Raw genomic sequence first — 24,995 nt, forward strand, 5'->3', positions numbered from 1 at the left:
ATGCAGGCTTTTACTGTTCATACCGGAATTGCAGTCCCTCTGGACAATGCCAACGTCGATACCGACCAGATTATTCCGAAACAGTTTTTATCTAAAGTCACTAAAGATGGCTTTGGGGTGCACTTGTTTCATGACTGGCGTTACCTTGATGATGCGGGAACTCAAGCTAACCCTGAGTTTGTGATGAATCAGGCGCGTTACCAAGGGGCTTCTATCTTATTAGCGCGAGAAAACTTTGGTTGCGGTTCCAGTCGTGAGCATGCGCCATGGGCTCTGGCTGATTATGGGTTGCGAGCCATCATTGCCCCGAGTTTTGCAGATATTTTTTACGGTAATGCAATCAATAATGGCTTGTTACCAGTTAAGTTGACCACTGATCAGGTGGAGCAGCTGTTTGCTGAAGTGACTGCGGCAGTCGGTGCCAAGGTGACTGTCGATTTACAAACCCTGGAAGTTATTGCGCCAAGTGGTAAACGTTTTGCGTTTACCCTTGCCCCATCGGCACGTCACAAGTTGTTGAATGGTCTCGATGCCATTGGGTTAACTTTGGCACATGCCGCCCAGATAGCGGCATATGAAGCAAAGCTTCCCGCTTGGCGTAGCTGAAATTTTTGGCGGTAAAAAAGGGCCTGATGGCTCTTTTTTATTCAGCGAACAGTTGTTCCAAATCATATCTGACGGACTACCACTAATCATTTTTCGCTTAGCTGTTTATGTCCTTATTCCCTTATTGAATATAATTAAATATAAATTTTTCAGTATGTTATTTTTTTGATTGGCGGGAATTTACTGACATGTCAGCATTGGCTAGTGATTTGTTCTGTATTAAGCAATGAAAAATAGCGAACGCGTGTGCATTTTGGTAAAAACAGTAACTATTTGTTTATAAAACAATTATTTTTAATAATAAGTATGAGTTGGCACACTCCAGCGAAAATTTTCGACAATATGGATCAATTTTAGTTGTTTTAAACGAGTGTTTAATAAAAATTAATCTCTTGAAATGCCGTTTAATTAGTATAAAACTCTGATTTTTTTGTGATGCTTGCAAAGATATTCTGTAGCGGTAAACTGCGACGCCATACTAAAAAGAAGTATTTCAACAAGTATACTCAACTAACAGATGAGAGAATAACAATGAAGAAACAACAAATTGCTTTAGCAATATCAGCAGCGATTTTGGGGATCGCAGTGCAGGCTCAAGTTCAGGCTGCCGGTTTCCAATTAGCAGAATCTTCCGCGACCGGTTTGGGGCGGGCATTTGCGGGTGAAGGTGCTTCTGCGGAAAATGCTTCCGTACAGGCACGCAATCCAGCGATGTTGAGCTACCTTGAAGGTCGGCAGATGTCTGTCGGTGCCATCTATGTCATGCCGTCGGTAAATACTCCAGGGAATGTGACTATTGCATCGCCTTTATTGCCGCAGGCGGTGACATTAAACGCTGATGTAAATGACGTAGCCAATAATGCCGTGGTCCCCAATTTTTACTACTCCAGCCAGTTAAATGATCGCTGGACCTGGGGGTTGGCTGTTAACTCTAATTACGGTCTCTCTACCGAGCTAGACACTACCGCCGCAGCGGCGATATTTGGTAATAAAACCTCCGTAACTACCGTAGAACTTAATCCGAATATTGCCTACCGTATTGACCAACATTTCACTGTAGGTGGTGGTTTGCGTTTGGTCTATGGTGAAGGTGAAATTGGTGCATCGGTCCCTGGTTGGATTGATGCCGTACGTGCGGTTCCTGGACTGCCAAGTTCAGTCACTGCTGCTTTGCCTCCTGCAGGTACAGAGCTGAAATATCTGAAAGGCGATGATTATGGGTATGGGTGGCAGGCTGGCGCTAGCTGGCAGATCACGCCGGAACATAGGATCGCGCTGTCCTACCACAGCAAAGTGGATCTGGATCTTGACGGCCATGCCAGTGGTCTGATTTATACCGGTGGATCTTCTAAAGTGGAAGGTTATTTGCCACTGGAACTGCCAGCATTTGCCGAACTGTCTTCGTTCCATCAGCTGACAGATAACTGGTCAATGCAGGCAAGCGTTAACTGGACCGACTGGAGCGTGTTCGATCAGTTGGTCGCCTATTTCCCTGGTGAACAGAAGCCTTTGGGCGATATTTCCAGTGACTTAGTAAAAGATGAGCATTTTAAGGATAACTGGCGTTTTGCCTTGGGTACTATGTACCGTCTGAATGACACTTGGTTGTTACGTGCTGGTGTCGCACTGGATAAGACAGCTGTGAGCGATGAGCACCGTACTATTACTATTCCGGACAGCGATCGCCATTGGGTGAGTGTAGGTGTGGGTTATGCCCCAACTAAATCCATTAATGTTGACTTAGGGATAAGTTATCTGCGCACTCATGGTTCTGCTCCGATCAATGAAACCATGAATATGTTGAACCTAGCGCAAGTGACTTATAACGGTGAGTCAACCGGACATGTATGGCTGGCAGGTTTGCAAGTTTCATACAAGATCTGATAGCTATGGCGTATAAAAAGCCCGCGAAAGCGGGTTTTTTATTGTTTGTCACAAGGACTAAACATCGATATCGATGTAGGTGCCTTTACCTTCTTCAATTGCCTTGGCTTTTGGCTCTTCGTCGCTCTCTCTGCGGCTAGCGTTACGTCGTTCGCGAGCAAAAGGCCGTTGTTCTTTACGACGTTCATGGCGAACCCGCCGCTCGTTGCTAACAACCTGCTGGAATTGCGGATTATCCTTATCATAGGCCGCTACTGCTGAACCGTTATTAACTTGCTGTATCCCTTGTTGAGGTTCATAGGCAGCCTTGGCAGGTTGCGCTACCATGGCATAGATACTATCTAATCCCATACCAATCCCTCACTGACGGTGCCTGAGAAAATCAGGCTAAAAGATCCCTATACTTTTTTATCGACCATCTATGAGTTGATTTTAGTTTTTTTTTGCATGTTTTTTGCACAATTCCCAATAATTCCTGTTGTTGTACCGTGGTGGCGAAAAGCTTGTCGATAACCACTTATTGATATGGCTTCCCCACTATTATTGCCTGTGCCTGCTATTCCTAATTCGTTCTATCACGTTAATAAGCAAGAAATAGTTGTCTTCATCCACAAAAATCCACTTTATTAACTGGATCCCAATCTGCAAATAACTCGCTGCTAACCCGCTTGGAGACTGGCTTTAAACGGGATCCCATCCCTTGACAAGCTTTATTGACTATCCCTACACTTAGCATTTGTGGGAATTTGTGGATAATAGTGGATCAAAAAGGATCTGTGAGGGACTGAACTTGTTTTCTGGGGCCAGTGCGCTGAATTTAGATGCCAAAGGACGGATCGCCATGCCAACGCGATACCGTGAAGAGCTGCGCGCCCAAGAACCGGGAAAGCTAGTGGTTACCGTGGATATTCAGTCTCCATGCCTGTTGATCTACCCCGCGCTGGAATGGGCAAAAGTGTTAGAAAAGTTATTGAAACTTTCTGATATTCAACCACAGGAGCGGGCAATGAAACGTTTGTTATTGGGGTATGCCCAAGATTGTGAACTGGATAGCAACGGCCGTATTTTACTGACACCACCGCTGCGCCAATATGCATCGCTCGACAAAAAGACGATGTTGGTCGGACAGTTAAATAAATTTGAACTGTGGGATGAACAGACTTGGCAGCAACAGTTGGCCGATAGTCTGGAGATGATTCGAAACGATGGACTGGAAGCCAGTGAGCGGTTGGCGGATTTTTCACTCTGAAGCAGCGGCATAACTAAAGAAGAGATTGATGAGTCAGAATTACGCACACCAGTCGGTTTTGCTGCAGGAGGCAATCGACGGTTTAAATATCCGCCCTGATGGCATTTATGTCGATGGTACATTCGGCCGTGGCGGTCATTCGCGGCAGATCCTGGCTCGTCTGGGCAGTAATGGCCGTTTGATTGCCATTGATCGCGATCCACAAGCGATTGCTGCGGCGCAAACATTGGCAGAAGATCCCCGTTTTTCAATTATCCATGGTGGTTTTGGTGAGTTGGCCCGTTATATCGAAGAACTGGGGCTGACTGGCAAGATTGACGGGGTATTACTTGATCTAGGCGTATCATCGCCACAACTAGACGACGCAGATCGTGGTTTTAGTTTTTTGCGTGATGGTCCGTTGGATATGCGCATGGATAACAGCAAAGGGCAAACCGCCGCTGAGTGGTTGGCTCGCGCCGATGTGGAAGATATGGCTTGGGTATTCAAAACCTATGGTGAAGAGAAAAATGCCCGTCATATTGCCCGTTGTATCGTGGCTGATCGCGACTCGACCCCATTTCTGCGGACTAAAGATCTCGCTGCTCTTATTGAGCGTATTACCAAACATCGGGAACGTAATAAACACCCGGCAACCCGGGTATTCCAGGCGATTAGGATTTATATCAATAGCGAACTGGAACAGATCCAGCAGGCACTGGATGGTGCCCTAACCGTGTTGGCGCCGGCCGGGCGTCTCTCTATTATCAGCTTTCACTCGCTAGAAGATCGTTTAGTTAAACGTTTTATGCGGCGCTACAGCCAGGCGGAAGAGGTGCCTTATGGCTTGCCGATAACCGAGGCGCAGTTGCAACAGGGGCGCAAGTTAAAAACGCTGGGAAAGGCTATTAAGCCATCTGATGCTGAGTTGGACGTTAATGCCAGAGCCCGCAGTTCGGTACTGCGGTTGGCTGAGCGCTTGGAGGATTGAGATGGCAGCGTCCAAGCAACAGCCAAATTTAGCGCGAATTGTGATGCTGGATATCTGGCATCACAAGTGGTTGCTGCTGATGTCGTGCTTCGTTCTGGGGAACGCCGTGGCGGTAGTTTATACCAGCCACATCAGTCGTTACCAGACTAGCCAATTGAGTAAGTTGCAGCAAGAGAGGGATCGTCTGGATATTGAATGGCGCAATTTGCTGTTGGAAGAACAATCGTTGGCAGAGCACAGCCGGGTTACCCGGATAGCGACCAAAGAGCTGGATATGGTGCGGCCGTTACCCAATGAAGAGGTCATAGTGAGACTTCCATGAAAAAGCAGGCAAAAAGGATTTCCAAGCCTCAACCAATACACTGGCGACTCAAGGCGGTGGTGGTTGCGGTATGCCTGATGTTTGTGTCACTGGTGGGACGGGCGGCTTACATCCAGGTATTGCAGCCGGAGATGCTGCGCCATGAAAGTGATATGCGTACCTTGCGTACCACTTCTTCAGAAGTGCAACGTGGTCTGATCACGGACCGCAATGGTGAGATGCTGGCCGTCAGTGTGCCAGTGAAAGCGGTCTATGCCGATCCCAAAGTGGTGCATGATGAGAACGGCTTTGCCGATATGCGCCGTTGGCAGGCACTGGCTGAGGTGTTACATCAGCCGGAAAGCGAACTGGTCAACCGGGTAAAATCCAATCCCAATAAACGTTTTACCTATATCCAGCGCCAAGTCACGCCAGCCGTTGCGGATTATATCAAACAGCTGAAATTACCGGGGATTTATCTCAAATCAGAGTCTCGTCGTTACTATCCGACTGGCGAAATCACTGCGCAGTTGGTGGGGATTACCAATATTGATGATGTCGGTATCGAGGGGTTGGAAAACACTTATGACAACTGGTTGACAGGAACCCCCTCCAAAGAACAGGTACGACAGTCGCGCGATGGTCAGGTGGTCGAACGCCTTGGCATTATCCAGCAAGGCGAACGTTCAAATGATTTGATGTTGAGTATCGATCAGCGTATTCAACAGTTGGCCTATCGTGAACTGAAACGGGCAACCGAAATGTATCAGGCCACCTCAGGTTCGCTGGTGATGATCGATGTCCATACCGGCGAAATCCTCGCCATGGCCAACACCCCATCTTACAACCCTAATGCGCGTGACGATCTGGAAAGCTACCGCATGCGTAACCGGGCGGTCACTGATGCATATGAACCCGGCTCCACAGTGAAACCATTCGTGATGGCTGCTGCGTTGGAGGCTGGCATCGTCAAACCCGGTGACCTAGTGGATACCTCCCCAGGTTGGATGCGGATTGGTGGACGCCAGGTCCGTGACGGACAGAACTTAGGTGATATTCCTCTGGCCACCATATTGATTAAATCCAGTAACGTTGGCATCAGCAAATTGGCGCTAGGGCTGCCGATTCAGCAGTTGCTGGGGACTTATCAGTCGTTAGGTCTAGGCAATTACACGGGTGTGAATCTCACAGGGGAAAGTACCGGACTTATCCCTGATCGTCACCGCTGGTCCGATTTTGAACGGGCAACATTAGCCTTTGGCTATGGCTTGACGGTAACACCTCTGCAGTTAGCGCGCATGTACGCCACGCTGGGCAGTGGCGGCATTTTACGCCCGGCTTCAGTACTGAAGCTTAAACAGGCCCCGGACGGTGTACGCGTGCTTTCCGAGACGTCAGCCAAAGAAGTGTTGAAAATGCTGGTGGGTGTAACAGAAACCGGTGGTACTGGCACCAAGGCGCATATCGACGGTTATCCCGTAGCCGGTAAATCCGGTACCAGCCGCAAAGCGGTCGCTGGTGGTTATGGCGATGATTATGTGGCTTTGTTTGCTGGTGTTGCCCCCGCAAATAATCCGCGATTGGCGATGGTGGTGGTGGTCAATGAGCCCAAGGGTGACCATTACTATGGTGGCGATGTTTCCGGCCCGGTATTTGGTAAGGTGATGTCAGGTGCGCTGCAGATGTTAAATGTAGAGCCTGTGAGTGCGAAGGCACAGGTGCAGTTGGCGGGTACTCCGGGGAGAAAAGAATGATGTTACTGAAGGATCTGCTCGCCCCATGGTTCCATTATGCCGGTAGTGAAACGGTAGCTGCGCCAACACTTGATAGCCGTAAAGTGGTAAGTGGTGGTTTGTTTGTCGCGGTGCCGGGGTTTAAAACCGACGGTCGTGAATATATTAGTGCGGCGTTTAAAAATGGCGCCGCAGCAGTGTTAAAGCATACTGATAACCCGGAAGATCATGGGAAAGTCAGTAGTGCTAATGGGTTGGTCATTGAGTTTTTCAGGCTGAACCGTCAGGTCTCAGCATTAGCGGCACAGTACTACGGGTTGATCCCCGGCAAGCCCCGAATTGTGGGGGTTACTGGCACCAATGGCAAAACATCGGTAACGCAACTGATTGCGCAATGGGTTGAGTTGTACGGTCAGCAGGCTGGTGTAATGGGCACCCTCGGTAATGGCCGTCCTGGCCATCTGCATGACACCGGTAATACCACGGCCGATGCCATTACGTTAATGGCGCAGTTCAAGCAGATGGGGGAGTCCGGCGTCAATGTGTGCGCCATGGAGGTTTCCAGTCACGGTTTGGTGCAAGGGCGGGTAGATGCGGTGCCATTTGAAGTTGCGGTTTTCACCAATCTCAGCCGCGACCATCTGGATTTTCACAAGAGTATGGAAGCTTACGCTGCCGCTAAGCAGCGGTTATTGCGTTTCCCAACGGTAAAAAAAGCCGCAGTTAATCTTGACGATAGCATCGGCTCCTCTTGGTTTGACAGCATGGATAAAACGCGGCTGTTGGGCTTTAGTCTGCAAAACGATCCGCGCGCCACACTGTTGGCATTCGATGCCGATTACCATCATGCCGGCATTCAAGCACGTATCCGCTGGCCGGAAGGTGAAGGTCAACTGCAAACCCCGCTGCTGGGCGAGTTTAACCTGTCAAATCTGTTGGCGGCGCTGACCGCCTTGTATGCCCTCGGTTATCCCCTTAAGGCATTGCTGCAATTGGCACCACAGCTGCAACCCGTACCCGGGCGCATGGAATGTTTTGCATCAGCTCAAGGCTTTTCGCTGGTGGTGGATTACGCCCACACCCCAGATGGGCTGGAAAAAGCACTGCTGGCAGCGCGGGAACATTGTCAGGGCCAGTTGTGGTGTGTGTTTGGCTGTGGTGGCGATCGTGATAAAGGCAAACGGCCGCAAATGGGCGCAATCGCCGAGCGGTTGGCGGATCGGCTGATGATCACCAGTGACAATATTCGTAGCGAAGAGCCACAACAGATTATTAATGACATAGTCGCGGGGCTGGCTCACCCGCAACAGGCGCTGACCGAGGTGGATCGCGTGAAGGCCATCCGCTATGTCGTCAGTCAGGCCAAAGCCGGAGATCTTATTGTACTGGCAGGCAAAGGCCATGAAACTTATCAGGAAATTGCTGGCGTGAAACATCATTATGATGAGCGAGCTTTGGCTCGCGAAATTAGCGGAGGTCAACAATGATCCCGTTAACGTTAGGCGATATTGCCACCGCAGTAGCGGGACAGTTGCTGTCTCAGACCTTTGCTGATGTGCAAATCGATAGTGTCAGCACAGATAGTCGAGAAATCGCCGCAGGCGGTTTGTTTATTGCTCTCAAAGGTGAGCGTTTTGATGGTCACGATTATGCAAAGACCGCTGTCGATGCGGGGGCCGGAGCCTTATTAGTCAGCAAGCTACTGCCGCTGGATTTGCCGCAAATTCTGGTCCCTGATACTCATAAAGCGTTGGGACAATTAGGTGCACTGGTACGCGACCGGGTTAATCCGCGTTGCGTCGCACTGACCGGTTCCAATGGCAAAACCAGCGTTAAAGAGATGGTGGCTACCATTCTGTCGCAGCAGGCATCAGTGCTTTCTACTTCGGGCAATTTTAATAACGATATCGGTGTTCCCCTTACCGCGTTGCGATTGCAACCACAACATCAGTTTGCGGTATTTGAACTGGGCGCAAATCACCCAGGGGAAATTGACTACACCTCGGCCATCGTGCGGCCGGATGTGGCGTTGGTGAATAATGTCGGTAGTGCCCATCTCGCCGGTTTTGGTTCAGAGGCCGGTGTCGCCGCCGCTAAATCAGAAATTTTTCGACACCTTCAACCTCAAGGGGTTGCGGTGATTAACGCGGATGATCGTTATGCCCAAGTGATGCGCGATGCGGCAGCCGGGCATAGGTCGCTAGAGTTTGCGGTGACTGCCGATGCGCCCCTGCGCGCTGACAATCTGCAACATGATGGTAATGGCTATTATCGTTTTGATCTGCACTGGCAAGCTCAGGTTCAGCCGGTGATGTTACCCTTGGCGGGCCAGCACCAGGTCCATAATGCACTGGCCGCTGCCGGTCTGTGCCTAGGCTTAGGGCTTGATTTGGCTGACATCGCCAACGGATTGGCATTAATGCAGCCGGTAAAAGGGCGGATGCTACCTTCGCAATTGGGGCGCATTACGCTGGTGGATGACAGTTATAACGCCAATCCCAACTCCGTAACTGCTGCGATAAATTGGCTTAAGGAAATTGACGGAAATCGCATTTTGGTACTGGGCGATTTAGGTGAATTAGGCGACAATGCTGCGCCTTTACACCGTGAGTTGGGAGAGCGTGCCCGTAAGGCCGGGATCGATGCGCTGTTTTGCTGCGGTGAACTGACAAAACACACCAGTGCGGCTTTTGCCACGGAGCATTATCAGGCCATTAGTTCATTGGTGGACGCATTAATAAAACATCTCAACCGGCTACCAGGGAAAGTCACCGTGTTGGTTAAAGGGTCTCGCAGCTCGCGTATGGAGCGAGTGGTGGAAGCCCTTGTAGTTGCCTTTGGGCGCGGGGAGTTAGTGTAAATGCTGGTTTATCTGGCGGAATATCTGACCCAGTTTTATACAGGGTTTAATGTGTTTTCTTATGTGACCTTCCGGGCAATTCTGGGATTGCTGACCGCATTGAGCTTTTCGCTGTGGTGGGGGCCAAGGCTGATCCGTAAGTTGCAGTTGTTACAAATTGGTCAGGTGGTGCGTAACGACGGTCCAGAATCCCATTTCAGTAAGCGTGGTACGCCAACGATGGGTGGCTTGCTGATCCTCGCGGGCATCTTTATCAGCGTGTTGTTGTGGGGCGACCTAGATAACCGCTATGTGTGGGTGATGTTATTTGTGCTGGCGGCCTACGGGCTTATCGGCTTTATGGACGATTACCGCAAAGTGATCCGTAAGGACCCAAAAGGCTTAGCGGCGCGTTGGAAGTATTTCTGGCAGTCAGTAGCAGCATTAGTGGTTGGTGTATACCTGTATGTGTCGGCGGCTGTCCCCGGAGACACCCAATTAGTCGTGCCTTTTTTTAAAGAGGTGATGCCACAACTCGGTATCTTTTTCATTGTACTGACTTACTTCACCATTGTTGGGTCTAGTAACGCGGTCAACTTGACCGATGGCCTAGATGGATTGGCAATTACCCCCACCGTAATGGTGGCTGCGGCATTTGCGCTGGTGGCTTATTTGTCCGGCCACGCGCAGTTTGCTGCCTATTTGAATATCCCACATCTGCCGGGTTCCAGTGAACTGGTTATTGTCTGCACTGCCATTGTTGGTGCAGGCCTTGGTTTCCTATGGTTTAACACCTATCCGGCACAGGTGTTTATGGGCGATGTCGGTTCATTATCGCTCGGTGCCGCGCTGGGCGCGATGGCAGTGTTGGTGCGCCAGGAGATCATGTTAGTGATCATGGGTGGCGTATTTGTGATGGAAACGGTTTCGGTAATTTTACAGGTAGGCTCATACAAATTACGTGGTCAGCGAATTTTCCGCATGGCACCTATCCATCATCATTATGAATTGAAAGGCTGGCCGGAGCCGCGGGTGATTGTGCGTTTTTGGATCATTTCGCTGTTCTTGGTGCTGTTGGGTCTGGCGACCCTCAAGCTGAGGTAAGGGTATGAACGGGCGTTATTCACATATCGTGCTGGGATTGGGTGCCACAGGTAAATCTGTGGTGCGTTATCTGATGTCTCAGGGCATTTTGCCATTAGTGATGGACAGCCGTCGCAATCCGCCGGGTGGTGATGAGATCAAAGCTGAATATCCGCAACTGGAATGTCATTTTGGCGGCTTCGATTGTCGTTCATTAGTGCAAGCTAAACAGATCATTATCAGTCCTGGTATTCCACTAGATACTCCTGAAGTCCGTGTGGCGCTGGATATGGGCATTGAAGTCATTGGTGATGTCGAACTGTTTGCTCGTGCTATTGCTGATCGCCCGCCATGCGTCTTGGCGATTACTGGCTCCAATGGTAAATCGACCGTTACGACCCTGGTAGGGGAAATGCTAAAACAAGCCGGACTGCAAGTGGCGGTGGGCGGTAATATCGGGGTGCCTGCGCTGGATTTACTACAACATCCGGCAACCCATTATGTACTGGAGTTGTCCAGTTTCCAGTTAGAAACCACCAATAGCCTCGACTGTCTGGCGGCGACCTGTCTTAACATCAGTGAAGATCATATGGACAGGTACAGCGATCTGGAAGCATACCGCCATGCCAAACTACGGTTGTTCGAACAGAGTCGTCTAGCCATCTACAACCGCGATGATGAACTGACTAAACCGCTGAATCCGATGAATAACAACAGCTTTGGGTTGGATAATCCGGATGGCGATGAGTGGGGAATTACCGATGGCAAGATAGTGCACGGTAGCAGTGAAATCATGAATGTCATGGATGTCGCACTGCTGGGAACGCATAACCAGGCCAATATGCTGGCGGCGATGGCATTGGCAGATGCGGCCGGGGTCGATAAAGCTTCTATGGCAAAGGTTGCAGAGGAGTTTAAAGGCCTGCCTCACCGTTGTGAGTTGGTAGCAGTAAAAGAAGGCGTGACTTGGGTTAACGATTCAAAGGCTACTAACGTAGGCGCCACCTTAGCGGCGCTGCAGGGCTTTAGTGATTATCTTGGCGACATCATCCTGATTGCGGGTGGTGATGGCAAAGGGGCTGATTTCAGCACTATGCAGGCAGCGTTAAAAGGTGTTAGCAAGCTGATCACCTTAGGGCGCGATGGCGACAAAATTGCGGCGCAGAAAGAAGGGGCAATCAAAGTTAAAACCATGGCTGAGGCAGTTGCTAAAGCCCATGAACTGGCTAACTCCGGCGACATCGTGTTGTTATCTCCGGCATGTGCCAGCTTGGATATGTACAGCAACTTTATGGCCCGAGGTGACGATTTCCGCCACTTAGTGGAGGCGCTGGATGAACAGCAAGACTGACGAACGTCAGCTAAATCTGTTTGGCGGTGGCATCAAATGGCCATGGTCGGGCTGGTTTGCTGATCGCAGTGCACCGGGCATGCAGTTGTATGACCGCAAACTGCTGTTCGCTGTATTGTCGTTAATCGGCTTTGGCTTTGTGATGGTGATGTCGGCTTCCATGCCAGAAGCCCAGAGTCTTACCGGTAACCCGTTTTATTTTGTGGAACGGCATGCCGGTTATCTGGCGGGTTGTGTAGTGATTGCCGCCGTAGTGTTGCAGGTAGATATGCAACGCTGGCAGCAGTTAAGCCCGCTGATGTTGCTGGTGGTCGGGCTGATGTTGGTGGCGGTGCTGTTGGTGGGCACTTCAGTTAATGGTGCCACTCGCTGGTTGTCACTTGGGCCAATTCGTATCCAAGTGGCCGAAGTGGCTAAGTTTGCTTTCTCGGTCTATATGGCGGGTTATTTGGTGCGGCGGCATCAAGAAGTACGGGAAAATGCTAAAGGCTTTTACAAGCCGATCGCCGTGTTTGCCGTATATGCGGTGCTGATCCTGATGCAGCCAGACTTGGGAACTGTGGTGGTGCTGTTTGTTGTGACCGTAGGATTACTGTTTCTGGCGGGCGCACGCTTGCTGGACTTTTTTGCGTTGATCCTCGCAGGCACGATGGCATTTGTACTGTTGGTATTGCTAGAGCCTTACCGTATGCGACGGGTGACATCGTTTCTGGATCCCTGGCAAGACCCGTTCGGCAGCGGCTATCAATTAACACAGTCACTGATGGCCTATGGTCGCGGTGACTGGTTGGGACAAGGGCTAGGTAACAGTATCCAGAAACTGGAATACCTGCCAGAAGCCCATACCGATTTTATCTTCGCCATTATCGGTGAAGAGTTAGGATTTGTCGGCATTATCGCGGTACTAGCGGTACTGCTATTTGTATCGTTACGGGCGTTGCGTTTGGGGCATCAATGTCTGGCGATGGAACGGCCGTTTGAAGGATATCTGGCGTACGCCATTGGCATCTGGATCTGTTTTCAGACCGTGGTGAATGTTGGCGCCAGTATCGGTATGTTACCCACCAAAGGGCTGACATTGCCCTTTATCAGCTACGGTGGCAGTAGCCTGTGGGTAATGACCGCTGCAGCGATGGTGCTGCTGCGTATTGATTATGAGCGCCGCTTGAGTCTGATCCAGGCAGTACAGGGGAGAATGAAATAATGGCTGTGACGGCTGGAAGCAAGCGCTTATTGGTGATGGCCGGCGGGACCGGCGGTCACGTATTCCCGGCGCTGGCTGTAGCCCGACGTCTGGCGCTGCAAGGCTGGCAGATCCGCTGGTTGGGGACCGCTGAACGTATGGAAGCCAGATTAGTACCGCAACATGGTTTTGATATCGACTTTATCGATATTAAAGGCGTTCGCGGTAACGGTATTTTGCGTAAGTTGGCGGCACCGTTTAAAGTGCTGCGTTCGATTATGCAGGCGTTAAAGGTTATCCGGGAATTTAAACCAGACGTGGTGTTAGGCATGGGCGGTTATGCCAGCGGTCCGGGTGGTGTGGCCGCTAAGTTGGCAGGTATTCCGCTGGTATTGCATGAACAAAATGCGGTACCGGGGCTGACCAACAAATTATTATCAAAAATTGCGACCCAAGTGTTGTGTGCCTTTGACAACACCTTCACTCAGGTTAGCGCTCAGGTGGTGGGTAATCCGATCCGTGCCGAGCTCATTGCATTGGGGGCGAGTCCCAAAACCGTGAGCTCTGAAGCGGTAAAAGTGCTGGTTGTGGGCGGTAGTTTGGGCGCTAAAGTGTTCAACGAACTACTACCAGAAACCGTGGCAAAGGTCAGTCAGTCATTGTCAGTCACGGTTTGGCATCAGGCGGGGAAAGGCAATCAGGCCACAGTGCAGGCACAGTATAAACACTGCGGGCAGGATGACCGCGTCAAGGTTGCCGATTTTATTGATGACATGGAAGCCGCCTATCGGTGGGCGGATTTAGTGATTTGCCGGGCAGGGGCACTGACAGTATCAGAGTTGGCAACTGTGGGGCTGCCAGCGATTTTTGTGCCATTGCCACATGCGGTGGACGATCATCAGACCCGCAATGCGCAGGTGCTGGTGAATGCCGGTGCCGCTAAATTGATACCGCAGTCACAACTGAATATAGAGAGCTTGTCAGCAGCATTATTGGCGCTGGCAGACGACCGAGAACAATTGCTCCAAATGGGCCGTAAGGCCAGGACTGTCGCAGTTCTGGATGCCACTGACCGTGTGGCAGCCGTGTGCAGTGCACTGGCAGATAAAGGATCAAAATGACAACTATTGCTGAAAAATACGCTCAGGTGAGAGCCACCATCCCGGAAATGCGCCGGGTGAGACGTATTCATTTCGTTGGTATTGGCGGTGCTGGTATGGGTGGTATCGCTGAAGTGTTACTGAATGAAGGTTACCAGATTAGCGGCTCGGATATTGCTCGCAATGCAGTGACTGACCGTTTATCTGCCCTTGGGGCGCGGGTGGTAATAGGCCACAGCGCCGAAGCCGTGATGAATGTCGATGTGGTGGTGGTTTCCAGTGCTATCCATCAGGACAACCCTGAGTTACTGGCGGCTAAAGCCAATCGCACCCCAATAGTGCGCCGTGCTGAGATGCTGGCAGAACTGATGCGTTATCGCCACGGGGTGGCCATTGCCGGCACTCACGGCAAGACCACTACGACCAGTTTGATTGCCAGCATCTATGCCCAATCAGGCCGCGATCCAACCTTTGTCATCGGTGGATTATTAAATAGTGCCGGTACCAATGCGCGTTTGGGGCATAGCCGTTATCTGATTGCAGAAGCGGATGAGAGCGATGCGTCATTCTTGCATCTGCAACCTATGGTGTCCGTGGTCACCAACATTGAAGCCGACCATATGGATACCTATGGCGGTGATTTTGAAAAACTGAAAAGCACTTTTGTGGATTTTCTTCACAACCTGCCATTTTACGGTGTGGCAGTGTTGTGCACCGATGACCCGACCATCCGCGATATTCTGCCGCGCATTGGTCGGCATATGGTGACTTATGGTTTTAACACTGAGGCGGATGTGCAAGCGCTGGACTTCAGCCAGCAAGGTGGTCAATGCCGATTTACCGTGCGCCGCAAAGGCAAAGACGATCTACCGCTGTTGTTGAATCTGCCCGGACGGCACAATGTGCTCAATGCGCTGGCCGCAATATCGGTGGCAACCGAAGACGATATTGAAGATGACGCTATTATCAAGGCATTAGCCGAGTTTCAGGGAATTGGCCGCCGCTTTCAGCATTTAGGGGATTACGAAACTCCTAATGGCAAGGTGATGCTGGTGGACGATTATGGGCATCATCCCAGCGAAGTTGCCGCGACCATTCGCGCGGCGCGAGCCGGGTGGCCGGATGAGCGGCTAGTGATGGTGTTTCAGCCGCACCGCTATACCCGTACTCGCGACCTTTATGAAGATTTTGTGGATGTATTATCGCAGGTCGATTGTTTGTTGATGTTGGAAGTTTATCCGGCTGGAGAAACCCCGATTGCCGGGGTGGATAGCCGGGCGTTGTGCCGCAGCATCCGTTTGCGTGGGCAGGTCGATCCAATCTATGTGGCAACGCCTGAACAGCTACCGGAAATTCTGCAGTCCGTGGTTAAAGACGGTGATTTATTGCTGACGCAAGGCGCTGGCAATATCGGAGCGATTTCTAGGGAATTGGCGCGTACCTGTTTGGGTTTTGCAAAAGATGAGACCAGTGAAGGCGTTGCGTAAGCGGCTTATTGCCCGTGCAGGAATGGTGGTTTTTGACCGCCAGCAACAGGCCGATATAATGGCCGCTTTTGTGTGGCGCTGAGCTGGAAGAGCCCGATGACACTGAAGCAGAGATGGCACGATGGTAAAGCGCAGTTAGCACAGGTTAACTGGTATCTGTGCAGCGGTATCGCCTTTTTACTGTTAGTGGTACTCAGTTTTGTGTTGGCAGGGTGGAAGCTCAACCTGTTACTGAACGATGCGCAAGCACTGCCAATTGAGGCAGTTGCCATTAAAGGTGAGCGGCAGTACACCAGCGATAATGATATTCGGCTGGCATTGCAGGATCTGATGAAACGCAGTTTTTTCAGTGCCGATGTCACGCAAGTGCAGCAGGCATTGGAAAATCTGCCATGGGTGTACCGGGTATCAGTGCGGCGTGATTGGCCAGCAAAGCTAAAGGTATATCTGCAGGAACAGGTGCCGGTCGCACATTGGAACCAGGACGCCTGGCTGAACGAACATGGCGAGGTATTTGCGGCGCCTGCGAAACCAGGGCTGGAGAATCTGCCTTGGTTGTCGGGACCGGAAAAGCGTGGTGCCGAAGTGCTGACCGCGTTTAAACAGCTGGACGAGCTATTGCGTATCAACAGTTTTCGTCTGGAGAAATTAAGCCTAACGCCACGGCTGGCTTGGGAAGCGGTACTGGGTAATGGCATAGTGCTGGCACTGGGCCGAGAAGATCGAATGTCGCGGGTACAACGATTTATCAATGTGTACCCAGAGTTGTTAAAACAGGATAAAAGTGTCGCCAGAGTGGATTTGCGTTATGACACGGGATTGGCGGTGGGCTGGCAAGAGCCACAACAAGAGAGTCGGTGATTGATGACCAAGAACCAAGAAAGAAATTTGATCGTCGGATTGGATATCGGCACTTCCAAGGTCGCAGTGATCATTGGCGAAGTGCTGCCGGATGGCGAAATCAGCATAGTGGGGCTCGGCAACCATCCCTCCCGCGGTATGGACAAGGGTGGCGTCAATGATCTGGATTCGATTGTCCGCAGTGTGCAGCGGGCGCTGGATCAGGCGGAGTTGATGGCTGACTGCCAAGTGTCGTCGGTATATCTGAGCATCTCCGGCAAGCATATCGCTTGTCAGAATGAAAATGGCATGGTGTCGATTAACGATGAAGAAGTGACATCGGAAGATGTGGAAAATGTGATCCACACGGCCAGATCAGTAAAGATCCCCACGGAACGCCGCATTCTGCATGTATTGCCACAGGAATACGCCATCGATGTACAGGAGGGGATTAAAAGTCCCATCGGTATGTCAGGGATGCGCATGGAAGCCAAGGTACATATAGTGACCTGTGCTAATGATATGGCGAAAAATATCACCAAGAGCGTCGAACGTTGCGGTCTGAAAGTGGATGATCTGGTGTTTTCCGGTATCGCTTCTGCAGATGCAGTATTGACGGCTGATGAAAAAGACCTCGGCGTGTGTTTGCTGGATATCGGTGGCGGCACCACAGATATCACGGTGTATACCAACGGTGCCTTGCGCCATTGTGCAGTAATCCCGGTTGCCGGGAATCAGGTGACCAGTGATATTGCCAAAATTTTTCGCACACCGTTGTCACATGCGGAGCAGATTAAAGTGCAGTACGCCAGTGCGCGTAGCGCTACCGTCAGCCGTGAAGACAGCATTGAGGTGCCGTCTGTCGGCGGGCGACCATCACGCACCATGTCACGGCATACGCTGGCAGAAGTGGTGGAACCACGCTACCAAGAATTGTTTGAACTGGTGTTCAAGCAACTGAAAGACAGCGGTCTTGAAGATCAGATTGCTGCCGGCGTGGTGATTACCGGTGGCACTGCGTCGATTGAAGGTGCCGTGGATATTGCCGAAGCGACTTTTGGCATGCCGGTGCGAGTGGCATCACCACTGCCGGTGAAAGGTTTGTATGAATATGTGGATCAGCCCATTTACTCCACTGGGGTTGGGCTGCTCCGCTACGGTGCTCGGCGAGTGCTCGAACGACAGTTCGAACGTCCAGAGCGCCCAGGGGTAACCAGCTTATGGAATCGGGTCCAGAGTTGGTTTAAAGGCGAGTTTTAACTCGCATTAACGCAGGTAGATGGAGAATAAGGTCATGTTTGAGATCATGGATACTCAAAATGATGCGTTGAGCGATGCAGTGCTCAAAGTCATCGGCGTGGGCGGTGGTGGCGGTAACGCCATCGAGCACATGGTAAAACATAATATTGAAGGTGTTGAGTTTATGGTCACCAACACCGACGCACAGGCGCTGCGAAAATCCGCAGCGGGCACCACTATTCAGATTGGTCGCGATGTGACTAAAGGTCTGGGTGCCGGGGCTAATCCTGAGGTTGGTCGTGCTGCCGCAGAAGAAGATAAAGAAAGCATCCGCGCCGCCATCAAAGGTGCCGATATGATCTTTATCGCCGCAGGTATGGGCGGCGGTACCGGTACGGGAGCTGCGCCAGTAGTGGCTGAAATTGCTCGTCAGGAAGGTATTCTCACTGTTGCCGTGGTGACTAAGCCATTCCCCTTCGAAGGTAAAAAGCGTATGGCTTACGCCGAACAGGGGATTGCCGAGCTGGCCAAACATGTGGATTCATTGATCACCATCCCTAATGAAAAACTGCTGAAAGTGCTGGGGCGTGGTACCTCATTACTAGATGCCTTTGCGGCGGCTAACAACGTATTGCTGGGCGCGGTACAGGGGATTGCAGAACTGATCACTCGGCCTGGTCTGATCAACGTTGACTTTGCTGACGTGCGTACCGTGATGTCGGAAATGGGTAATGCCATGATGGGCACAGGTGTCGCTCGTGGTGAAGACCGCGCCGAAGAAGCGGCAGAAGCTGCGGTTGCCAGCCCCTTGCTGGAAGATATCGATTTGGCGGGTGCTCGAGGTGTGTTGGTAAACATTACCGCTGGTATGGACATGAGTATCGAAGAGTTTGAAACTGTGGGTAACCACGTGAAAGCATACGCTTCTGATACCGCGACAGTGGTTGTCGGTGCAGTTATCGACCCAGAAATGAGCGATGAGTTACGTGTAACAGTGGTAGCGACCGGTATTGGCGCGGACAGAAAACCTGACATTCAGCTGGTTTCCAAACCCATGCGTACTGAACCTGTAGCTGAACCGCGTGTCGAAGCTTATGTGCAGCCTGAAGAAGCGGTTACAGCGCCAGCACCAAAGAGCAATGTCGTACCGGCACCACAACCAGCCCCTAGCCATAAGAATGAACTGGATTATCTGGATATTCCGGCATTTTTACGTAAACAGGCTGACTGACGGTTTGTGAACTGGATCTGATTAATCATTGGTCAATGCGGATGATGATTGCAGTGACAGGATTTTTTTTGTGAAATGGCTTGATTATGCTAGGATATCCGACCAGCCGCGAGCTTGGTCCGGTTGTTAGTGGTAGAATTTTGACGTTTATTGTTGCAATGGTTACGGGTAACTAAATGATTTTTCAAAGAACTCTTGAAAATACGGTGAAAGCAACCGGTGTCGGATTACATTCCGGCAAGAAGGTGACTTTAACCCTGAGACCCGCACCGGTGAATACCGGTATCCAGCTTGTGCGCACGGATCTGCAGCCTAATGTCACCATTCCAGCAAAGGCGGAAATGGTGCGTGAAACCACCATGTGTACCGCACTGGTGAATGACGAAGGTGTGCGTATTGCAACAATTGAACATCTGTTTGCTGCTTTGGCCGGTCTGGGAATTGATAATGCTGTGATCGAAGTGAATGCCCCGGAAATCCCGGTGATGGATGGCAGTGCCAGCCCCTTCGTGTTCCTGTTGCAGAGTGCCGGGATAAAACAGCAGTCAGTGGCTAAGAAATATCTTAGAATCAAGCAGACTGTACGCGTGGAAGACGGCGATAAATGGGCAGAATTGCGGCCTTATAAAGGCTTCAAGGTGGATTTTGAAATCGACTTTGCTCATCCCGAAATCGCTCGTAGCCAACAACACATGGTGATGGATTTTTCCTCCTCCGCGTTTATCAAAGATATCAGCCGCGCCAGAACTTTCGGGTTTATGCGTGATGTGGAATATCTGCGGGCCAACAATCTTGGCCTTGGCGCGAGTATGGAAAATGCCGTGGTGCTTGATGAATACCGAGTCCTCAACCCCGATGGCCTGCGTTATGAGGATGAATTTGTTAAGCACAAGATTCTCGATGCATTTGGTGATCTGTATGTAGCGGGTCATGCAATTGTTGGTGAATTCCGCGCATTTAAAACCGGGCACGCACTGAATAACCGTCTGGTGCGTGCACTGCTCTCCAACCAAGAAGCTTGGGAAGTGGTGAGCTTTGATAAAGAAGCCGATGCTCCGGTCAGTTTCAATATGCCGACCGGCGTGGTGATGGCGTAACTCAGTCTTTCGAGCCTTGACGGCTGGCCAGTGCAGCCAGCCGTTTTAATTTCTGGCCCAGCGTACCTTCGGTATGTTCGGCTAGTGCATTGATGTGAGCCGCTGCGGTTTCGCTCAATGCCCTGTGAGTCACCTTGGGTTTTGTATCGACAGACGCAAGTGCCGGGTTGACTTTCACCTCAATAGCGGTAAGCATTGGGAGCGCCTCTGACTGGAGCTGTTGTAACAGTTTCGCTTTTTGAAAGTTGATTCTGGCAGCCCAGGCCGATGTTGGTGTTTCAAGCACCAGCACATTCTGGCGCAAATTGGCAACTGTTAGCTGTGCGCTAACTGGACCTGTCAGTAGCTGTTTGACGTATTTGTCCAGATATAACAAAAGCTCTGCTCTCTCGGCCAGACTCGGCAATGAGCCTGACTGGTGCACCAATTGACTGAGGTCTTGGGGGAGCTTTTTCATTATGATAATAAGATGGCTTATTGAGGCTATGAGTGTAACAGTTTTTATTCAGGGTCGAAATGGCGTGACGCGCTGGCAGCCGGGGAAATACTGGCTGCTGCTGCCTATGCTGCTGCTTGCGGCGGGCGCTGGACTCTATCAATACAATCATCAGCGATTCGAATCCCAGCAAGCCAATGTTGATCAAGAGCGGCTAGCCCGCGAACAGCAACAAAAACAAGTCAAGCAACTCAAACAAGCCACTGAATCCCAGTTGGCAACCCTTGTCGCCCATGTCGCACGTATGCAGGCAAAACTGACCCGGCTCGAAGCTTTGGGGCAGCAATTGGCGCAGAATTACCAGCTTGACGACCAATTTGATTTCGATGCCGAAGTCGGTGTCGGTGGCGGGAGCGAAATCGGCTCCACGATAGAATTAGACCAATTGATCGCTGATATGGATCGGTTGGCCTCAGGAATTGATAAAAATAACGCGACGTTGTCACTCCTTGAAACAGTGGCTTCTAACCTCAATATAAGTGAGGAGCGTTATATATCAGGGCGTCCAGTCGATAAAGGCTGGTTATCCTCGCCCTACGGTTTACGCAATGATCCTTTTACTGGCCAGCGGGCAATGCACAAAGGTATTGATTTTGCTGGTACAGAAGGAACGGATGTTGTTGCCACTGCTGCTGGCGTGGTGACATGGGCCGGAAAAATGTTTGGTTATGGCAATCTGGTGGAGATTGATCACGGTAACGGATACCGTACCCGTTATGGCCATAACGAAGCTTTGTCAGTAACTGTAGGTGATGTGGTTGCCAAAGGCGAGAAAATCGCCGTAATGGGAAGTACAGGGCGTTCTACCGGACCCCATGTACATTACGAAGTACTGCGTAATGGTCAACAGATTGATCCACAAAAATTTGTGTATCGTCACGCAGGTTAATCGGAATTGGCCGCCAGACTCAGTTGAGCGCTGGCCTACAACTAAAAAGTGATTCAGATGTTAGGTAAATTACTGACAAAGATATTTGGTAGCCGTAACCAACGTACCCTCAAAGCGCTTGGCAAAATCGTTACAAAAATCAATGCGCTTGAAACGGAATATGAAAAGCTCAGTGATGAGCAACTGAAGGCCAAAACCGCAGAATTCCGCGAACGTCTTGCCAATGGCGAGTCGCTTGAGCAGATAACCCCAGAAGCCTTTGCCACTGTGCGTGAAGCCTCCAAACGTATATTTGAGATGCGTCATTTCGATGTGCAGCTGCTTGGTGGTCTGGTACTCGACAGTAACCGTATCGCCGAAATGCGCACTGGTGAAGGTAAAACGCTGACCGCAACCTTGCCAGCTTATCTCAATGCCCTTACCGGCAAAGGTGTACACGTCATCACCGTGAACGACTATCTTGCCCGTCGTGACGCCGAGACTAACCGGCCATTATTTGAATTCTTAGGGATGACCGTTGGGGTCAACGTTGCCGGGATGGGACACCAGGATAAAGTGGCGGCGTATAATGCCGACATTACCTATGGTACCAACAACGAATTCGGCTTCGACTATCTGCGCGATAACATGGCGTTTTCACCGCAGGAACGTGTACAGCGTCCCTTGCATTACGCCTTGATTGATGAAGTGGACTCCATTCTTATCGATGAAGCACGTACGCCATTGATCATCTCTGGTGCGGCGGAAGACAGTTCCGAGTTATATGTCAAAGTCGATAAGTTGATCCCAAATCTGGTCAAGCAGGACAAAGAAGACTCGGAAGAATATACCGGCACTGGCGATTTCTCGGTGGATGAAAAAGCCAAGCAGGTGAACCTGACCGAACGTGGTCAGGAAAAAATTGAGCAGTTGTTGATTAAGACTGGGTTGCTGGACGAAGGCGATTCACTCTATTCGGCGGCCAATATTTCGCTATTGCACCATGTACACGCCGCGTTGCGGGCACACAATCTGTTTGAAAAAGATGTTGATTATGTGGTGCAGGATGGTGAAGTGATCATCGTTGATGAACATACCGGACGTACCATGCCGGGACGACGCTGGTCTGAAGGTTTGCACCAGGCTGTAGAAGCCAAAGAGGGTGCCAAGATCCAGAATGAAAACCAGACGCTGGCGTCTATCACCTTCCAGAACTATTTCCGTATCTATGAGAAATTGGCGGGGATGACCGGTACGGCCGACACCGAGGCATTTGAATTCCAGCATATTTACGGTCTGGATACAGTAGTGGTGCCAACTAACCGCCCGATGATCCGTAACGATATGGCCGATCTGGTATACCTGACCGCCCGCGAGAAATACACTGCGATTATCAATGATATCAAAGGCTGCCGTGAGCGTGGTCAGCCAGTGCTGGTGGGCACAGTATCCATTGAACAATCCGAGTTGTTATCTCATTTGCTGAAACAGGAAAAAATTCCGCATCAGGTACTGAATGCTAAATTCCATGAGCATGAGGCAGAGATTGTTGCACAAGCGGGGCGTTCCGGCACCGTTACGGTTGCCACCAATATGGCTGGTCGTGGTACCGACATTGTCCTCGGTGGTAATTGGAAGGCAGAAGTCGAAGCACTCGAAGCACCGACAGAAGCGCAAATTGCCCAGATCCGTGCTGACTGGCAGGTGCGTCATGATGAAGTAGTGGCTGCTGGTGGTCTGCATATTCTGGGTACTGAGCGTCACGAGTCCCGCCGTATCGACAATCAGTTGCGTGGTCGTTCTGGTCGTCAGGGGGATCCAGGTTCATCCCGTTTCTATTTGTCACTGGAAGACACGCTGATGCGTATCTTCGCTTCTGACCGTATGGCCGGCATGATGAAAAAACTCGGGATGGAAGAGGGCGAAGCCATCGAACATCCTTGGGTATCGCGCGCCATTGAAAATGCTCAACGTAAAGTTGAAGCCCGTAACTTCGATATTCGTAAACAACTGCTGGAATACGATGATGTGGCCAACGATCAGCGCCAAGTAGTGTACGCACAGCGCAATGCTCTGATGGATGCTGAAAGCATCAAAGATTCCATTGAAGCGATTCGTGCTGATGTGGTGAATGGCGTGATCGATCAGTACATTCCACCACAATCTGTTGAAGAACTGTGGGATGTCGCTGGACTAGAGCAGCGTCTAGAACAGGAATTTGCACTGAAGCTGCCAGTACAGCAGTGGCTCGATCAGGAAGATGATTTGCACGAAGAGACCTTGCGTGAGCGTATCGTCGAAAAATGGCAAGAAGCCTATGATGCTAAAGAGCAGATGGTCGGCCCGGCGGTGTTGCGGCAGTTCGAAAAAGCCGTCATGCTGCAGACCCTAGACGGTCTCTGGAAAGAGCATCTGTCTGCCATGGATTATCTGCGACAGGGGATCCATCTGCGCGGTTATGCACAAAAGAATCCCAAACAGGAATATAAGCGAGAGTCCTTCGAACTGTTCCAGCAGATGTTGGAGCAACTGAAACACGACGTGATCAGTATTTTGTCCAAAGTACAGGTACAGGCACAGGAAGATGTCGATGAGATGGAAGCTCGGCGCCGTGAGGAGCAAGCGCGTATTCGCCATGAATACCAGCATGCGCAATCAGAAGCGCTCACCGCGGATGACCAGCCGCCAGCAGATCTGCCACAAGTGCCGGTTATGCGGCAGGGTGACAAAGTTGGCCGCAACGATCTCTGCCCTTGTGGTTCAGGTAAAAAATACAAGCACTGCCATGGTAAGCTGTCTTAAATAAAGAGAGCAGCATTATTAAGAAAGAGGTAGCGATTCAGCTACCTCTTTTTTTGCGCTTAATGCAGAACTGTGGATAACTCTGGGGATATGCAGTGCGCTTAATGTGGCTAATCAGTGAAGATCAAAAAAGATCAATTTCCCCTTAAAAAAGCGCTTGCGCTATCTGTTTAGCTCCCTATAATGCGCCCTCGTTGTACGGCAACTTGGTAGCGTAGTCGCTGCATTGTTGATGCTGAGATAACGGCTAAAAGCCTTAAATTTCAACCGCTGCACAGCAATTAAATAATTGCGACAACGAACTGAAAAAATGGCTTGACGCTAAAATTCGGGTGTGTAGAATACGCAGCCCTGAGCCGATGAAGTCGGCGCCTTTGAAGCAGTGTTCAAGGGTACGCTCTTTAACAAAATATCAAGCAATCTGTGTGGGCACTCGCAGTGAATGAAATCGGAAAACGATTTAAAACTCACTGAAGAGTGTTCGAATAGAACAGTCATTCATTAGAGTCAAAAACTTTTAATTGAAGAGTTTGATCATGGCTCAGATTGAACGCTGGCGGCAGGCCTAACACATGCAAGTCGAGCGGCAGCGGGGAGTAGCTTGCTACTCTGCCGGCGAGCGGCGGACGGGTGAGT

Annotated in this window: 20 protein-coding genes, 1 rRNA gene and 1 pseudogene; 20 read left to right on the forward strand and 2 right to left on the reverse strand. The window is 50.7% G+C overall.

From position 1 onward, the window contains the following. Both leuD and J3L11_RS10060 read left to right on the forward strand, forming a co-directional pair. Complete coding sequence (gene leuD, locus J3L11_RS10055; RefSeq protein ID WP_133040127.1) at positions 1 to 606, forward strand: 3-isopropylmalate dehydratase small subunit; 606 nt, start codon at positions 1 to 3, stop codon at positions 604 to 606. Between the two features lie 531 nt (positions 607 to 1,137). Beyond that, positions 1,138 to 2,490 carry an outer membrane protein transport protein gene (locus J3L11_RS10060; RefSeq protein ID WP_207570903.1) on the forward strand — a complete coding sequence of 451 codons (1,353 nt, stop codon included), beginning with the start codon at positions 1,138 to 1,140 and terminating at the stop codon, positions 2,488 to 2,490. Positions 2,491 to 2,547: 57 nt separating this feature from the next. Here J3L11_RS10060 and J3L11_RS10065 read toward each other — a convergent pair whose 3' ends face one another. Further along, positions 2,548 to 2,841 carry a hypothetical protein gene (locus tag J3L11_RS10065; protein ID WP_189618160.1) on the reverse strand — a complete coding sequence of 98 codons (294 nt, stop codon included), beginning with the start codon at positions 2,839 to 2,841 and terminating at the stop codon, positions 2,548 to 2,550. Positions 2,842 to 3,280: 439 nt separating this feature from the next. On the opposite strand from J3L11_RS10065, the gene mraZ reads away from it, so the two are divergent. The 15 genes and pseudogenes from mraZ (at position 3,281) to lpxC (ending at position 20,193) form a co-directional block, all read left to right on the forward strand. After that, positions 3,281 to 3,739, forward strand: coding sequence for a division/cell wall cluster transcriptional repressor MraZ (gene mraZ / locus J3L11_RS10070; protein ID WP_207570904.1), 459 nt, complete (start codon positions 3,281 to 3,283; stop codon positions 3,737 to 3,739). 28 nt (positions 3,740 to 3,767) lie between these two features. Next, a complete protein-coding gene (rsmH, locus tag J3L11_RS10075) occupies positions 3,768 to 4,709 on the forward strand; it encodes a 16S rRNA (cytosine(1402)-N(4))-methyltransferase RsmH (protein WP_207570905.1) in 942 nt (313 codons plus the stop codon). A 1-nt stretch (position 4,710) separates the two neighbouring features. Further along, positions 4,711 to 5,031: a cell division protein FtsL gene (ftsL, locus tag J3L11_RS10080; protein WP_133040133.1), complete on the forward strand. Its 321-nt coding sequence runs from the start codon at positions 4,711 to 4,713 to the stop codon at positions 5,029 to 5,031. Further along, a complete protein-coding gene (locus tag J3L11_RS10085; RefSeq protein WP_207570906.1) occupies positions 5,028 to 6,764 on the forward strand; it encodes a penicillin-binding transpeptidase domain-containing protein in 1,737 nt (578 codons plus the stop codon). Before ftsL ends, J3L11_RS10085 begins: the two co-directional genes overlap by 4 nt. Further along, entirely contained in the window at positions 6,761 to 8,230 is a 1,470-nt protein-coding gene (murE, locus tag J3L11_RS10090; RefSeq protein WP_207570907.1) for a UDP-N-acetylmuramoyl-L-alanyl-D-glutamate--2,6-diaminopimelate ligase, read from the forward strand. Before J3L11_RS10085 ends, murE begins: the two co-directional genes overlap by 4 nt. After that, positions 8,227 to 9,603, forward strand: coding sequence for a UDP-N-acetylmuramoyl-tripeptide--D-alanyl-D-alanine ligase (gene murF, locus J3L11_RS10095; RefSeq protein WP_207570908.1), 1,377 nt, complete (start codon positions 8,227 to 8,229; stop codon positions 9,601 to 9,603). The genes murE and murF overlap by 4 nt, the downstream gene beginning before the upstream one ends. Continuing rightward, positions 9,604 to 10,686 (forward strand): phospho-N-acetylmuramoyl-pentapeptide-transferase, encoded by a 1,083-nt coding sequence (mraY, locus tag J3L11_RS10100; RefSeq protein WP_133040137.1) that lies wholly within the window; start codon positions 9,604 to 9,606, stop codon positions 10,684 to 10,686. A 4-nt stretch (positions 10,687 to 10,690) separates the two neighbouring features. After that, positions 10,691 to 12,016: a UDP-N-acetylmuramoyl-L-alanine--D-glutamate ligase gene (murD, locus tag J3L11_RS10105; RefSeq protein WP_189618165.1), complete on the forward strand. Its 1,326-nt coding sequence runs from the start codon at positions 10,691 to 10,693 to the stop codon at positions 12,014 to 12,016. Further along, complete coding sequence (ftsW, locus tag J3L11_RS10110) at positions 12,000 to 13,220, forward strand: cell division protein FtsW (RefSeq protein WP_133040139.1); 1,221 nt, start codon at positions 12,000 to 12,002, stop codon at positions 13,218 to 13,220. Before murD ends, ftsW begins: the two co-directional genes overlap by 17 nt. Before the next feature lie 5 nt (positions 13,221 to 13,225). Further along, positions 13,226 to 14,320 (forward strand): undecaprenyldiphospho-muramoylpentapeptide beta-N-acetylglucosaminyltransferase, encoded by a 1,095-nt coding sequence (murG, locus tag J3L11_RS10115; RefSeq protein WP_207570913.1) that lies wholly within the window; start codon positions 13,226 to 13,228, stop codon positions 14,318 to 14,320. Further along, entirely contained in the window at positions 14,317 to 15,786 is a 1,470-nt protein-coding gene (murC, locus tag J3L11_RS10120; protein WP_133040140.1) for a UDP-N-acetylmuramate--L-alanine ligase, read from the forward strand. The genes murG and murC overlap by 4 nt, the downstream gene beginning before the upstream one ends. Before the next feature lie 96 nt (positions 15,787 to 15,882). Then, positions 15,883 to 16,667, forward strand: a pseudogene (locus tag J3L11_RS10125) (cell division protein FtsQ/DivIB); the annotation flags it as partial. Further along, positions 16,651 to 17,886 carry a cell division protein FtsA gene (gene ftsA, locus J3L11_RS10130; protein WP_189618169.1) on the forward strand — a complete coding sequence of 412 codons (1,236 nt, stop codon included), beginning with the start codon at positions 16,651 to 16,653 and terminating at the stop codon, positions 17,884 to 17,886. The pseudogene J3L11_RS10125 and the gene ftsA, both read left to right, overlap by 17 nt. A gap of 34 nt (positions 17,887 to 17,920) precedes the next feature. Then, complete coding sequence (gene ftsZ / locus J3L11_RS10135) at positions 17,921 to 19,096, forward strand: cell division protein FtsZ (protein WP_207570909.1); 1,176 nt, start codon at positions 17,921 to 17,923, stop codon at positions 19,094 to 19,096. Between the two features lie 176 nt (positions 19,097 to 19,272). Next, entirely contained in the window at positions 19,273 to 20,193 is a 921-nt protein-coding gene (gene lpxC, locus J3L11_RS10140; RefSeq protein ID WP_207570910.1) for a UDP-3-O-acyl-N-acetylglucosamine deacetylase, read from the forward strand. A 1-nt stretch (position 20,194) separates the two neighbouring features. Here lpxC and J3L11_RS10145 read toward each other — a convergent pair whose 3' ends face one another. Then, positions 20,195 to 20,650, reverse strand: coding sequence for a DciA family protein (locus J3L11_RS10145; protein WP_133040145.1), 456 nt, complete (start codon positions 20,648 to 20,650; stop codon positions 20,195 to 20,197). 28 nt (positions 20,651 to 20,678) lie between these two features. Here J3L11_RS10145 and J3L11_RS10150 point away from each other — a divergent pair, with 28 nt between their 5' ends. The 3 genes from J3L11_RS10150 to J3L11_RS10160 all read left to right on the forward strand — a co-directional run. Further along, the gene (locus J3L11_RS10150; protein WP_133040146.1) at positions 20,679 to 21,578 is read left to right on the forward strand and encodes a M23 family metallopeptidase; all 900 of its coding nucleotides are present in this window, start codon (positions 20,679 to 20,681) and stop codon (positions 21,576 to 21,578) included. Between the two features lie 57 nt (positions 21,579 to 21,635). Next, positions 21,636 to 24,359: a preprotein translocase subunit SecA gene (gene secA, locus J3L11_RS10155; protein WP_207570911.1), complete on the forward strand. Its 2,724-nt coding sequence runs from the start codon at positions 21,636 to 21,638 to the stop codon at positions 24,357 to 24,359. Between the two features lie 518 nt (positions 24,360 to 24,877). Beyond that, a 16S ribosomal RNA gene (locus J3L11_RS10160) occupies positions 24,878 to 24,995 on the forward strand; the annotation flags it as partial.

Origin of the sequence: Shewanella sp. 4t3-1-2LB, from assembly GCF_017368415.1 — a bacterium.
In the GTDB taxonomy this organism is placed as follows: Bacteria; Pseudomonadota; Gammaproteobacteria; order Enterobacterales; family Shewanellaceae; genus Shewanella; species Shewanella fodinae.